The 13303-nt window shown below is 63.4% G+C and carries 11 protein-coding genes and 1 tRNA gene; 6 read left to right on the top strand and 6 right to left on the bottom strand.

From position 1 onward, the window contains the following. The first annotated feature begins 94 nt into the window (after positions 1-94). The 3 genes from ACSSVG_RS14790 to ACSSVG_RS14780 all read left to right on the top strand — a co-directional run bounded on the left by ACSSVG_RS14790 (position 95) and on the right by ACSSVG_RS14780 (position 3899). Entirely contained in the window at positions 95-1894 is a 1800-nt protein-coding gene (locus tag ACSSVG_RS14790) for an ABC transporter ATP-binding protein (protein ID WP_231341830.1), read from the top strand. Then, a complete protein-coding gene (locus tag ACSSVG_RS14785) occupies positions 1891-3723 on the top strand; it encodes an ABC transporter ATP-binding protein (protein WP_492415365.1) in 1833 nt (610 codons plus the stop codon). Before ACSSVG_RS14790 ends, ACSSVG_RS14785 begins: the two co-directional genes overlap by 4 nt. A 99-nt stretch (positions 3724-3822) precedes the next feature. Beyond that, a tRNA-Pro gene (locus tag ACSSVG_RS14780) sits at positions 3823-3899 on the top strand. Between the two features lie 168 nt (positions 3900-4067). Here the strand turns inward: ACSSVG_RS14780 and ACSSVG_RS14775 are convergent. Further along, positions 4068-4295: a hypothetical protein gene (locus ACSSVG_RS14775; RefSeq protein WP_231341832.1), complete on the bottom strand. Its 228-nt coding sequence runs from the start codon at positions 4293-4295 to the stop codon at positions 4068-4070. A gap of 126 nt (positions 4296-4421) precedes the next feature. On the opposite strand from ACSSVG_RS14775, the gene ACSSVG_RS14770 reads away from it, so the two are divergent. Then, positions 4422-5687: a helix-turn-helix domain-containing protein gene (locus ACSSVG_RS14770; protein WP_231341833.1), complete on the top strand. Its 1266-nt coding sequence runs from the start codon at positions 4422-4424 to the stop codon at positions 5685-5687. A gap of 74 nt (positions 5688-5761) precedes the next feature. On the opposite strand, the gene ACSSVG_RS14765 is transcribed toward ACSSVG_RS14770, so the two are convergent. Continuing rightward, positions 5762-6700, bottom strand: a complete 939-nt coding sequence (locus tag ACSSVG_RS14765) for a phosphoribosylaminoimidazolesuccinocarboxamide synthase (protein WP_253469060.1) — start codon at positions 6698-6700, stop codon at positions 5762-5764. Between the two features lie 2 nt (positions 6701-6702). Beyond that, on the bottom strand, positions 6703-8013 hold the full coding sequence (gene purD / locus ACSSVG_RS14760) for a phosphoribosylamine--glycine ligase (protein WP_374110847.1): 1311 nt from the start codon (positions 8011-8013) through the stop codon (positions 6703-6705). A 162-nt stretch (positions 8014-8175) separates the two neighbouring features. Here purD and ACSSVG_RS14755 point away from each other — a divergent pair, with 162 nt between their 5' ends. Together ACSSVG_RS14755 and ACSSVG_RS14750 are read left to right on the top strand one after the other, a co-directional pair. Beyond that, entirely contained in the window at positions 8176-9192 is a 1017-nt protein-coding gene (locus ACSSVG_RS14755) for an asparaginase (protein WP_492415362.1), read from the top strand. 21 nt (positions 9193-9213) lie between these two features. Beyond that, positions 9214-9624: a sterol carrier family protein gene (locus ACSSVG_RS14750; RefSeq protein ID WP_492415361.1), complete on the top strand. Its 411-nt coding sequence runs from the start codon at positions 9214-9216 to the stop codon at positions 9622-9624. A gap of 69 nt (positions 9625-9693) precedes the next feature. On the opposite strand, the gene ACSSVG_RS14745 is transcribed toward ACSSVG_RS14750, so the two are convergent. From ACSSVG_RS14745 to ACSSVG_RS14735, 3 genes are all read right to left on the bottom strand, one after another. Beyond that, positions 9694-11181: a cation:dicarboxylate symporter family transporter gene (locus ACSSVG_RS14745; RefSeq protein ID WP_231341838.1), complete on the bottom strand. Its 1488-nt coding sequence runs from the start codon at positions 11179-11181 to the stop codon at positions 9694-9696. 180 nt (positions 11182-11361) lie between these two features. Continuing rightward, the gene (locus ACSSVG_RS14740; protein ID WP_492415359.1) at positions 11362-12363 is read right to left on the bottom strand and encodes an endonuclease domain-containing protein; all 1002 of its coding nucleotides are present in this window, start codon (positions 12361-12363) and stop codon (positions 11362-11364) included. Positions 12364-12500: 137 nt separating this feature from the next. Further along, positions 12501-13268, bottom strand: a complete 768-nt coding sequence (locus ACSSVG_RS14735) for an SDR family oxidoreductase (protein WP_492415358.1) — start codon at positions 13266-13268, stop codon at positions 12501-12503. Positions 13269-13303 lie beyond the last annotated feature (35 nt).

Genomic DNA, 13303 nt, shown 5'->3' with positions numbered 1-13303 from the left:
TAGTCCTGTGAAACGAATCACGCCATGGCATAGGGTAGTTGCTACGGGAAACTACCTCCGCACCATCTGAAGATCCAGCTGTTGAGAAGCGGGCATGTCCAAGCAAACGTCATTTTTCACCTCCGTCGGCCGGCTGTACCCTCATGTGCGGCCAATCCTCCCCCGCCTGTTCATGGGCCTGATATGCGCCCTGCTGGCAAGCATCGTGGCGCTGACGATTCCGCAGGTACTGCGGGTCCTCGTCAACAACTCCTTGCAACCCGGCGGTTCCACGGACGCAGTCTGGATTGCCGCCGTCGTGATCCTTGCGTTGGGTATTGCTGAAGCGGGGCTGGTGGCGTTGCGCCGGCAGTTCGTCATCAACCCCGCCACCACCGTTGAGACCCGGATGCGCGTAACGCTTTACGGGCACCTGCAACAGCTCACCGTGGCGTTCCACGACCGCTGGGGTTCGGGCCAATTGCTCTCCCGCGCCATGACGGACCTGAGCTTCCTGCGGCGCTGGATGGCCTTCGGCGCGATCATGCTGGTGGTCACGACGTTGACGGTGATCATCGGCGTCGGCGTGATGTTCTCCATGAGCTGGCAGCTCGCCCTGATCTTCCTGGGCGCGGCGGTACCGATCATGATCAACTCCTTCCGCTTCCGCCGCCGGTTCAGCCTGGTCACCCGGCTCAGCCAGGACCAGGCCGGCGACCTCGCCACCACCGTGGAGGAATCCGTCCACGGCATACGCGTCCTGAAGGCCTTCGGGCGCAGCCGCGAAGCGTTGGAGAACTTCAACGGCCAGGCCGAGGAGCTTCGGCAGACCGAGATCGCGAAGGCCAAGCAGCAAGCCGGCTTCACCTTGGTTGTTACTTTGCTGCCGGAACTTGCGCTGGGCGTCGGGCTGGTGGTGGGCATTATGCTGGCCGCCAGCGGCCAGCTGAGCATTGGCTCGCTGGTTGCCTTCTTCGCAACCGCCGCCGTGGTGGCCACTCCGGTGGAATTCTCGGGCATGCTGCTGGCGATGGCCCTGACCGCGAAGACCGCGTTGGACCGCCACTTCGAGGTCATGGACACGGAAAACACCATTACTTCCCCGGATCACGCCACGGTGCCGGAGACCGTGAAGGGCGCCTTGCGCTTTGAGCACGCGGGTTTCGGGTTCGACGACGGCGGGTCGCTCCTGCACGATCTCACCCTTGATATCCGTCCTGGCGAAACGATGGCCCTGGTGGGCATCACCGGCAGCGGCAAGAGCGCCATGCTCCAACTCGTCCCCCGCCTCTACGACGTCACCGAGGGTGCTGTGACCATCGACGGGGTGGATGTCCGCGACTACGACATCGACGAGCTCCGGAGGATCGTGGCCGTTGCCTTCGAGGACACCACCTTGTTCTCCAGTTCAGTGCGCGACAACGTCCTCCTGGGCGCTCCGGATCCCAGCGATGCAGCCCTGGATGAAGCCTTGGACGTGGCGCAGGCCCAGTTCGCCTACTCATTGCCCGACGGCGTGGACACACTCATCGGTGAGGAAGGGCTGAGCCTGTCCGGCGGCCAACGCCAGCGCATCGCCCTGGCCCGTGCCATCGCGGCCAAGCCGAAGGTCCTGGTCCTGGACGATCCCCTGTCCGCCCTGGATGTGAACACCGAGGAACGAGTGGAGGCCCGCTTGCGCGAGGTCCTCCGCGAGACCACCACACTGATCGTTGCGCACCGGCCATCCACCGTGGCTTTGGCGGACCGGGTGGCGTTGCTCGAAAACGGCACCATCACCGCCGTCGGAACCCATACGGAACTGTTGGCCGACAACGATCACTACCGCTACGTCATCGCCAGCCTGGATACCGGTCCGAAGGACCTGGACACCGAACTGGACGAACTCGAAGAAGCTGAGGAGGCCCGCCGGTGAGTGCCACAACCTTTGGAACCGCCAACGAGGACAACACGCTCCTCACCAAGGCAGACAGCAAAGCCGTACGACGCCGGTCGCTCACCTTGCTTGCCTCGCTCATCCGCCCCGTGCGGTTGCGTTTCTGGCTGACGATCGCGATGGTGGTGGTCTCGCAGCTCACCCGGGTTGCCGGGCCGGCGCTGATCGCCTTCGGGATCGACAACGCCCTTCCCGCGCTGCAGGCAGGCGACAACGGCCCCTTGGTGCTGGCGGGTGCCCTGTATCTGGCAGCTGCCATCGCCACGGCCGGAATGACAGCACTGTATGTGACGTCCACGGCCCGCCTGAGCCAGGCCATGCTCCTGGATCTCCGGCTGCGCGTTTTCCGGCACACCCAACGGCTGAGCCTGGAATTCCACGAGAAATACACCTCCGGACGCATCATTGCCCGGCAGACGTCGGACCTTGAAGCGCTCCGCGAACTCCTGGACTCCGGCGTCAGCTCCTTGGCGTCCGGCATGCTGTTCATGCTCTTCACGGCCATCACGGTGTTCGCGCTGGATTGGCGCAGCGGTCTGATCATGCTCGCTGCCGGAGTGCCCATGTTCTTCCTTGCCCGCTGGTACCAAAAGCACTCGCAGATCGCCTTCCGTGAATCCCGCGTGGTTTCAGCCCGGTTGATCGTGCACTTCGTGGAGACCATGACAGGCATCCGCGCAGTGAAGGCTTTCCGCAAGGAACCCGAGAATGCATCGCAGTATGGCGAGTTGGCCGAGGATTACCGTAAGAACACTGTCCGCTCCATCAACCTGAACGGCATCTTCCAGCCGGGCCTGGTGCTGATCGGGAATGTCTGCGTTGCCGTGGTCCTGCTGTTTGGTGGCTTCCGTGTGCTCAGCGGCGACCTCGCCGTCGGCGTCCTGCTGGCCCTGATCCTGTCGACCAAGCGCTTCTTCCAGCCCGTGGACCAGATGGCGATGTTCTACAACTCGTTCCAGAGCGCGCAGGCAGCATTGGAAAAGGTGTCGGGCCTCCTTGAGGAAGTCCCCACGGTCCGTCCGCCGAAGACCCCGGTGCCGCTGAAGAGTTCGCGGGGCGAGATCGATTTCCAGTCTGTGGAGTTCGGGTACGGCGACGGCCAGGTAGTGGTTCCCACGATGGACCTGCATATCCCGGCCGGGCAGACCGTTGCGTTGGTGGGCCAAACCGGCGCCGGCAAATCGACGCTGGCCAAGCTCGTGGCACGCTTCTATGACGTCACGTCCGGTTCCATCACCCTGGATGGCATCGACCTCAGGGACTTGTCCACCACAGACCTGCGCCGCGCCGTGGTGATGGTGACCCAGGAAGCGTTCCTCTTCAGCGGATCAGTAGCTGACAACATCGCGCTGGGCCGGCCCGAAGCATCCCGGGCGGAAATCGAGGCCGCCGCGGTTGCTGTCGGGGCTCACGAGTTCATCACCAGCCTGCCCGAAGGCTACGACACTGACGTCAACAAGCGCGGCGGGCGCGTGTCTTCAGGCCAGCGACAGCTCATTGGTTTCGCCCGGGCCTTCCTGGCCGCACCGGCCGTGCTGATCCTCGACGAAGCAACGTCCTCTCTGGACATTCCGTCCGAGCGGATGGTCCAGCAGGGACTTGCGCAGCTTCTGGAAGGCGTGGCGGGCGGGAACTCTGCCCGGACGGCGATCATCATCGCCCACCGCCTCTCCACCGTGGAGACAGCCGACAGGGTCCTCGTGGTCCATGACGGCCGCATCGTGGAGGACGGGACGCCGGCCGAATTGATCAGCGGAGGCGGACGGTTCGCCCAGTTGCACGGGGCCTGGCGGGACTCGCTGGTGTAGCTTTCCTGTGGGTCCAGGCAGTGACGAGGGACACTCCCTCCTCGATTTCGCATCACGGGACGTTTCGGCTATTCTTGAACAGTTGCTTTCGCAGCGGATCGGGATGTAGCGCAGCTTGGTAGCGCGCTTCGTTCGGGACGAAGAGGTCGCAGGTTCAAATCCTGTCATCCCGACCAAACACGAAAATGGCGTCGAGAAATCGGCGCCATTTTTGTTTGCCGGGACCTGTTCTGACCTCCTCGTGCGGCCGCCGGCGAATAGTCCAGGCCATGCACACCCCTCAGGGCAAAGAAAACCCCGAGGCGTCGCTCGTAACGCCCCGGGGTTTCTTCACTGCAGTTGATTTACATAGGATCCGGCCAGTTGCCGATGGACAACGTCGTGTACGTCGGCGGCGTGGATGTTGTGGACTTCGTCGGCGCAGCGATGCGCATGGGATCAGGCCAGTTGCCAATGGCACTGATGGTGCTGCTGGAGTCCACTGCCGGAGCAGCAGACACGACTGCGGGAGCCGCAACCGCTAGTGTCAGTGCGCCCGCCACGGCCACTGAAGCGATGATTTTCTTGAACATGGTATTTCCCCAATGCGAGTCGGATTCGTTATGGAAATTGCGCGGTCCCTGTTGACATACATTGTAAAATGTTTTCCACAGAGACTGTCAAGGTTTAGGTCAAAAGACACCTGTAGGAGGGGACCCGTGGGAAACGGATTCGGCGAGAAGCTACGTGCCGAACGGCTCGAACGTGGGTTAACGCAGGCCGAGCTCGGCAAAAACCTGTATTCGCCCAGCTACATTTCGCTCCTTGAGACCGGCCGGCGTGAGCCCACAGCCGAGGTCATCGAAGAGCTGGCCCGCCGGTTGGAACTGGCGCCGAAGGCCTTGGAAGCGTGGAGCCAACCCGTTTCCGTAAGCGACGCCGAATACGTCCTCGCTGGACTCTATGCCCGGCAAGCCTGGGACCTTCGCGACTACCAACTCGCCGCCAGCCACGCTGCCACCGCCGCTCAGATCGCCCTTGAGGCAAAGAACAACAGCGCCTGGTGGAACATGACGTACATGCAGGCCGAGTGCGTGATGAAGCAGGGCCACCTCAAAGAATGCCAACAGATCGTTGAACATCTGCTGGAACATCCCATGGCCACCGAATCCGCAGGCCTCGGAGTGCGTGCGTGGCAGATGCTTGCCGCAGTGTGTCACGGACAAGGTCAGCTGGCCACCGCCGTCGAACATGCAAAGCAGGCAGTGAAGCTGTGCGAGCAGCTGCCCAAGGGATCCACCCTCATCATCGGAGCTCACCGCGCCCTGATCGGTGCCCTTGCCGAGAGCGGCAAGCTGGACGAAGCATGGACGTACTGCCTGGCCATGATCGATCACATGGACGAGCACTCCATGTCGCAGCTGGCCGGGGAAGTTGCCTGGGTGGTGGGCAACGTGGCCTTCATGCGCCACGACTACGTCGAAGGCATCAAGCACCACGAGCGTGCAGCCAAGCTGCTCTCCCCAGCCAACGACATCGAGCTGTGGGCCCGGTTCAACAAGGCCTCCGCAGCGGTCCGCTTGTCCTCGGGCATCGTGGAGCCGGAAACACTGTCCGCCATTGAGCGCGCCGAACTGGCGCTGTCCATCGTGGGCGGAAACAAGACGGACCAGCTGGAGGTCGCCTTCATTCGCGCCCGCTGGCTGTACCTGACCGGCGACATTCCTGCCGCCGTCGAGAAGCTCCGCGAAATCCATGCCGACCGAAAGGTCCTGGCCCGACACACCGCCGGCGAGGTTTCGCTGCTGCTGGGCAAGTCCCTGAAAGCAGCTGGGGAAGCCTCTGAGGCGCTGCAGTTCCTGGAAGAGGCCCAGCACGACTTCAGCGCTGCCGGGGCCTCTGACAGAGTCCAGCAGGCCATGGATGCCGTCCTCGAGATCCGCCTCGCCGAGCGCCGCGCCGCGAAGGAACACTCCGGAGCCTGAATTAACCCAATAAGTCGCAGTTAAGTACGTTTTGACCGCTCAAAACGTACTTAACTGCGACTCAGTTTGGTGCCTTAGGCGAAGGTGCGGCCTGTGAGCTTCTCGTAAGCCTCCACGTAGCGGGCACGGGTGCGCTCTACTACCTCGGCGGGCAATGCCGGCGGGGGTGTGTCGGAGGACTTGTCCCAGCCGGACTCGGCGGACGTCAGCCAGTCACGGACATACTGCTTGTCGTATGAGGGCTGCGATTTGCCCGGCGCGTACGTGGACGCATCCCAGAACCGCGAAGAGTCCGGGGTGAGGACCTCGTCGCCAAGAGTGATGATGCCCGTGGCAGCGTCAATGCCGAACTCCACCTTGGTGTCGGCCAGGATGATGCCGCGTTCGCGGGCGATCTCCTCGGCGCGGGTATAGATCTTCAAGGTCAGCTCGCTGAGGCGGGCTGCGATGTCGTCACCCACCATTGCCACGACGTCGTCATACGTGATGTTGACGTCGTGCTCGCCCACCTCGGCCTTGGCCGAGGGAGTGAACAACGCCTTGTCCAGACGGGAACCGTCCACGAGGCCTTCGGGCAACGGGATCTCGCACACCGTGCCGGATTCCTTGTACTCAACCAGGCCCGAGCCAGTGAGGTAGCCGCGGGCGATGCACTCCACCGGGAACATGTCCAGCTTCTTGCAGATCATGGCCCGGCCCTCGACAGCGGCAGGAACGCCACCCTCAACTGTGGAGGCAAGCACGTGGTGTTCAACGTCCAGCTGGTCGAACCACCAGAGGCTCAACTGGGTGAGGACGCGACCCTTGTCCGGGATCTCGCTGCTGAGCACATGGTCGTAGGCGCTGATGCGGTCGCTGGCAACCACCAGGACGCACTCCTGGCCGATCTTTTCCGTGATGGCTTCATCGGCCGGGACGTAAAGATCGCGGACCTTGCCGGAGTAGACGTGCGTCCAACCCGGCAGGTCCAACGTTTCAGTTTCGAAGCCGCCCGTGGGTATTCCTTCAGTCATGCTCACGCCTGCACTTTCGGGATGGTGCCGGTGGCGGTGTACGGCACGCGGATTTCGCCGCGTGCGGCCTTGCCTCCGATGTCCGTACGGAACTGCGAGCCTTCAAGCTGGACCAGCTCGACGCCGTCGTACGCCTTTTCGCGCGCCTCCACCAGATCCGAACCCAGCGCAACAACTGCAAGGACGCGGCCGCCTGCGGAGACGACCTTGCCTTCGTCGTCCAGCTTGGTGCCGGCGTGGACAACGTGCACGCCGTCCAACTCGTCAACCTTCTTCAGGCCGCGGATTCGGTCACCCGTGCGGGGCGCGTCCGGGTAGTTTTCGGCGGCAACGACAACGGCGACTGCCGTGTCCTTGGACCAGCGCAGCTCTTCTGCGGTGTCCAGTTCGCCCTTGGCAGCTGCCAGCAGCAGCGCACCGAGCGGGGTCTTGAGGCGGGCAAGGACAGCCTGCGTCTCGGGATCGCCGAAGCGGACGTTGAACTCGATGACGCGGGTGCCGCGCGAGGTCAGGGCCAAGCCACAGTAGAGCACGCCGACGAAGGGGGTTCCGCGGCGGGCCATCTCGTCCACGGTGGGCTGGGCCACGCGGTCGATGACTTCCTGGACCAGGCCCTCGGGAGCCCACTCGAGCGGGGTGTACGCACCCATGCCGCCGGTGTTGGGGCCTTCGTCGTTGTCGAAGATGCGCTTGAAGTCCTGGGCCGGTGAGAGAGGCACGGTGGTGCGGCCGTCGCACAGGACAAACAAGGAGACCTCGGGACCGTCGAGGAATTCCTCGATGACCACGGTTCCACCGGCGTCGAAGCATGCCTGGGCGTGTGCCAGGGCTTCCGTGCGGTCCTTGGTAACGACGACGCCCTTGCCGGCGGCCAGGCCATCGTCCTTAACTACGTGAGGCGCACCGAAGGTATCCAGCGCATCGGCAGCTTCCTCGGCGTTGGTGGCAACGCGGGCCATGGCCGTGGGGACGCTGGCTTCGGCCATGATCTGCTTGGCGAACGCCTTGGAAGCTTCCAACTGGGCTGCTTCCTTGCTGGGACCGAAGACCGGAATGCCGGCCTCACGGACAGCGTCGGAAACTCCGGCAGCCAGCGGCGCCTCGGGGCCGACGACAACCAGGTCCACGCCCAGCTTGGTGGCGAGGGCGGACACGGCTTCCGGGCTGTTCCCGTCGATCGCGTGGGTGGGAACGAGTTTGCTGATGCCCGCGTTGCCCGGGGCCGCGTGGACCTCGGAGACGTTGGGGTCTTCAAGCAGAGAGCGGACAATGGCGTGTTCGCGGCCGCCTGGGCCAATGACGAGTACCTTCACAGTCTTCAAGGGTACTTTGTGAAGGGCGCGGGGCCTAAGCTGTGTCATTCCCCGGACCGACAGCTTTGACCCGGTTACCCTGCAGCGCGCGGGTGCGCGGTTGAGAGCGCGCGGGCGCGCGGTTGAGCCGGGAACCGCCCGACTGCGCCCTAGACTTGGCTTATGCCCATGAGTTCGCATGAAACGTTCAACGTTGAGTCTGCGGTGGAACTGGCAGTGATCGAACGAAGTGGCTTTATTGAGTCCCGGCACATCGGCGCGGCCGTCGTTCTTGCCGGTGACGGCTCTGTGGTCACCCGTCTTGGTGACATCGACGCCCCCATCCTCGCCCGCTCCACCCTCAAACCCTTCCAGGCACTGGCCTCCATGCAATCCGGTGTGCCCCTGCGCGGGGCGCAAGTTGCTGTCGCCTGCGGGAGCCACACCGGGTCCTTGGACCACATGGACGTGGTGGAGGGAATGCTCAAGGCAGCCGGCGTCAAGGAAGAAAACCTGCAGTGCCCCACGGCCTGGCCGCAGGACGAGACGGCCCGCAACTGGCTGGTCCGGTCCGAACGCGGACAGTCCAAGCTCGCCTTCAACTGCTCCGGCAAGCACGCCGCCTTCTTGTGGGCCTGTACTGAAAACGGCTGGGACCTCCGCAGCTACCTTGAGCCCAACCATCCCCTCCAGCAGCGCGTACGGTCCGTGATCGAGGAGTACAGCGGCGAAACGACTTCACATCTGGGCATCGACGGCTGCGGAGCCCCCGTGGCAGCCATCTCGCTAACGGGCCTTGCCCGCGCCTACTCCCGGCTGGCCAAGTCGCCCGGGGACTCGTCGTCCAACGCACGCGCGGCCACCATCGCCACCTCCATGCTGGACTACCCCTGGGCCGTCCAAGGCAAGGGCGAGTCCAACACGGTGGTCATGGAAGAGCTTGAGGTCCTTGCCAAGATTGGCGCCGAGGGCATCCTGGTCCTGGCCACGCCAACCGGCGCGACGGTGGCCGTGAAAATGCTCGACGGCAACCTCCGCGCCACGTCCCTGGTGGGACTGACACTCCTGGCTGTCAGCGGCGCCGTGGACATCCCGGCCGTTTCCAGCGTCCTGGAACGAGTGGTTGAGCCCGTCCTCGGCGGCGGTCGCCCAGTGGGTAAGATCCGGTTGGGCCACGCCGTCTCGGCCCTGCTCGACTAGCACTTCTGAGGAGAGACACCCATGGCTGTTGCACGACGCCGCGTCAATATTGAGGAAGGCCGCGCCGCCCTGGCAGCTTGGCAGGCCGCCGTCGAACCTTCCGGCGGCGAAACCGCCGGTGAGCCGGGCCGCGATGCCGGGAACCCGCCGTCGCGCTCTCTCATTGCGACGGCGGTCCGCTACTCCCTCGAGGAAGTCACCGCACGCGCACCCGGCAACTCGGTGGAGGTCCGGGTGCCGCCGTTCGGCGTCACGCAATGCGTAGAAGGGCCCCGCCACACGCGCGGCACTCCCCCCAATGTGATCGAGTGCGACGCCGCCACCTGGCTGTCGTTGGTGACCGGCCGGATTTCATGGGCAGACGCGCTGTCGACCCACCGGGTGGCTGCCTCCGGCCTGCGTGCCGATCTTTCAGAGTTGCTCCCCCTCTAAGGAGTTTTTGTACAGCTAATGCCCTTAAGACGGCGTCTTAAGGGCATTAGCTGTACAAAAACTATCCGGTCAGTCCGGGCAAACCGGGGTTGTTGATTGCCCCTTCTTGCTCATCTCGAACTGCGGGATGTCGTCGGCTGCGGGTCCACCGCGGAACTTCGGGGAAGGGTTCTGGCCGCTGCTGATGCGCTCCAGTTCCTGCTGGGCATAGACGTCTTCCTTGCCGAGCATGATGGCTGTGTCCTCGTTGGTGATCTCACCGTTGAAGGCGCGGACCATGACGCTGCGGTCGAACTGGCCTTCCCACTTGGCCACCACGAACGTTGCCACACAGTTGCCGAGCAGGTTGACGACCACGCGCATGGAGTCCATGAGGCGGTCGGCTCCGAGAAGAAGCGCGACGCCGGCAACCGGGAAGATGCCGAGGGCTGCAGCGGTAGCGGACAGTGCCAGGAAGGACGACCCCGGTACGCCCGCCATGCCCTTGGAGGTCAGGAGCAGCACGCCAAGGGCTGCCAACTGCTGGCCGAGATCAAGGTTGTGGCCGAAGGCCTGGGCCAGGAACAGCAGCGAGATCGAAAGGTAGATCGCGGCGCCGTCGAGGTTGAAGGAGTAGCCGGTGGGAACCACCAGGCCGGTGGTGGCACGGGAGCAACCGGCGTTGGTCAACTTGGTCATGATGCGGGGCATCACAGCTTCCGTGGAAGCAGTACCCAGTGCCAGCAGGAATTCTTCGCGGGTGTACTTGAGGAACTGCCACAACGGAACGCGGGCGAAGCCCCAAGCCACCACGAACAGCAAGCCGATGAAGATGATGGCCGCGCCGTAGCAGGCAGCTATCAGGAGGGCATAGGTACTGAGCGTGCCGATGCCGTACTGGCCGATGATGAAGGCCATGGCACCGAAGGCGCCGATGGGGGCCACCTTCATGATCCAGGACATGATCTTGAAGATCAGCTCAAGGACGGTTTCCATGAGGCTGATGACCGGAAGGCAACGCTCGCGGCCGATGACCACAATGGCGGCGCCGAAAAAGACGGAGAAGAACAGCACCTGAAGCAGGCTGTTGTTGGCAAACGCACCGATCACGCTGACGGGGATGACATCCAGGATGAACGCCGCGGCGTCCTTGGGCGGAGCGTTGCCGGTCTTGGCGTTAAGGGCATCCTGGGACAGCGTGGAGGGATCGATGTTCAGGCCGGCACCTGGCTGAACGATGTTTCCCACGATGAGCCCGAAGACCAGGGCAAAGAGGGTGGCGCCGGTGAAGTATAGGAGCGCTTTGACCCCGACCCTTCCGACCGCCTTGACGTCGCCCACTGCCGAGATGCCCGTGACGATCACGAGGAAAATCAGCGGGGCGATGATCATCTTGATGAGTTGAATGAATCCATCACCCAGTGGCCGGAGGGCGGACCCAATGGTCGGCCAAAAATGACCGATGAGCACACCTGCGACGACGGCGATCAGGATTTGAAAAAAGAGCGACTGGTACAGCCGCTTTTTCTTCTGCGGGGCCGAACTCGCCTTCAGCGCCGCGGGGTCTGGGATCTTCATTGATCTGAACCAATCAGTTTGGGAACAGCCCCACATTTTGAGGGGGTTTTTCAAATGTAATCCCGCTCACACCATTCCGCAAGGGGAAAATGTTATTCCATATTGTGGAAGTCACATTTGGTTTTTTGTACAGCTACTGCCCTGATGGGCGGCTCATAAGGGCAGTACCTGTACAAAAACTCAGCCCGTCCACCCCTGTTTGCGGAGCCCCTGGGATACCCGGGCCACTACCCACTTCCTCCCGTGCTTCATGTCGATCTTGTTGATCTTGACCTGACGCCAGCCGGCCTCTGAGACGCGCTGATCCCGGTAAGCATCCAGCGCCTGCTGCTCTGGACAAAGGTGATGGAGACCCTCGTATTCAAGGCAGATCCGATACTCCGGGCACCCCAAGTCAGTCCACACCGGCTTGCCAAGCGCATCGTCTACCTGGCAGTTTGGAACGAATGAAGGAAGCCCGGCCTCTTCAAGCAAGAGCCGGAGCTTGGTTTCCGGCGGAGAATCAACACCCACGCGAATCGCATCCAACGCGATACGGGCCTTGCGGACACCATGGATACCGTTGGCCTTTTCAACGAAGAGTTGCAGCTTCGGCAACGAAACCAGGGGAACCCGCGGTGGACCGAACGAGCGTTCGTGTTCGCTGACAATGGCATCTCCCACGACCACCAGATCTTCCATGGGCAACATCGTGGCCAGATCCACCCACGTCCGCGCAACAGACGTGAGGACAGCGCCCTCCAGGTCTGTGAGATCGCCGTCCCTCAAAGTCAGGCGATGGCCGGCCACTCCCCTACGCCGAGGCAGCGATCCGTTCCTTGGCCGGGATAGATGGATGAATCGCCCCGGCTCCCGAAAGTGGGGCCCGCTTTTTGGCCCCCAGGGAATAGGTTCGACGACGGCGGTCACCGGGCCGCCGTCGTCGGGCTTGAATTGCGCCCAAGCAGGCAGCGGCAGGCCCAGAACCTCCGCGGCACTGATATGGCTAAGGAAATCGCCCCGGTGGAGGTCAAGATGTGGCCGGGCAACCTCCAGCAACGTCTGCACTCGCAGTGGCAGCCGGAGTCCCCTGCTGGGCACCAGTAGGTCCGACGCCCGCAGCCTCTTCGGGGCAACGCCGAATTCATCAGCCGCAGCCAAGGTAAAGGCTTGGTCAGAGAGCGCGGGAGGAAGTGAAGACAACGGACGCATGCCCCATTCAGTCATAACGACCGAGGCGACCGAGAGTTATCCACAGATCATTCGCGTCAGACCTGAGTTTTTGTACAGCTAATGCCCGGAAAGGGCGGATTTGAGGGCGTTATGTGTACAAAAACTCGCTAGCCGCGGCCCACGAATGGCATGCCTGCGGCGGTGACCACCAGGGATCCCACACTGGCCGACGCCGGCATATTGGCCATCATCAGCACAGCACGGGCGGCGTCGTCCACGGGGAACATCGGCTCCACCTTGCGGCTGCCGTCGGCCTGGAGGGCGCCGGAGCCCACGCCGATGGTGTCCATGATTTCCGTGCGGGTATTACCGATGTCGATCTGCCCGCACGTGATGCCGAACGCCCGGCCGTCGAGCTCGATGCTCTTGGTCAGGCCGGTCATCGCGTGCTTGGTGACGGTGTAGGCCACGGATCTGGGCCTCGGTGAGTGCGCCGAGATGGAGCCGTTGTTGATGATGCGGCCGCCTTGCGGTTCCTGGGCTTTCATGGCCCTCACGGCCTCGGCAGCGCACAACATTGAACCCGTGACATTGACGCGCAGGGTTGCTTCCCACTCGTCCACGCCGATCTCGCCCACGTCCCCGGCCGGACCAAAAATACCCGCATTATTGAACAGCACATCAACCCGGCCCCAGCGCTGGCGGACCTCGGCGAAAAGGCGCGCGACGTCGTCGGGCGCTGTGACATCGCACGGGACCACAAGCGCGTCCGGATGGTCGCCTGCCGTCTCCAGCAGTTGCGCCGCGCGGCGCCCGGCCAGTGCCACCCGGTAGCCATCGGCGAGCATCAGCCGGGCAACCGCCCGCCCAATGCCAGAACCAGCCCCGGTCACGACGGCGACCTTCGGGTCTGCGGGCACGCTTGAGTCAGTCATGTGGTTGCCTTTCGGGTGGCGCGTTCAGCGCATGG

The sequence above is a fragment of the Paenarthrobacter sp. E2MeOHC11 genome (genome assembly GCF_058744955.1).
The sequence above is the reverse complement of the archived record's forward strand: the minus strand, read 5'-3'. Positions and strand labels throughout refer to the sequence as shown.

What these genes read in the sequence shown, in the direction of transcription:
- ACSSVG_RS14735 (WP_492415358.1), bottom strand. Translation starts at nt 13,268, where the DNA reads ATGACTGACTCAAGCGTGCCCGCAGACCCGAAGGTCGCCGTCGTGACC.
- ACSSVG_RS14790 (WP_231341830.1), top strand. Translation starts at nt 95, where the DNA reads ATGTCCAAGCAAACGTCATTTTTCACCTCCGTCGGCCGGCTGTACCCT.
- ACSSVG_RS14745 (WP_231341838.1), bottom strand. Translation starts at nt 11,181, where the DNA reads ATGAAGATCCCAGACCCCGCGGCGCTGAAGGCGAGTTCGGCCCCGCAG.
- ACSSVG_RS14765 (WP_253469060.1), bottom strand. Translation starts at nt 6,700, where the DNA reads ATGACTGAAGGAATACCCACGGGCGGCTTCGAAACTGAAACGTTGGAC.
- ACSSVG_RS14750 (WP_492415361.1), top strand. Translation starts at nt 9,214, where the DNA reads ATGGCTGTTGCACGACGCCGCGTCAATATTGAGGAAGGCCGCGCCGCC.
- ACSSVG_RS14775 (WP_231341832.1), bottom strand. Translation starts at nt 4,295, where the DNA reads ATGTTCAAGAAAATCATCGCTTCAGTGGCCGTGGCGGGCGCACTGACA.
- ACSSVG_RS14755 (WP_492415362.1), top strand. Translation starts at nt 8,176, where the DNA reads ATGCCCATGAGTTCGCATGAAACGTTCAACGTTGAGTCTGCGGTGGAA.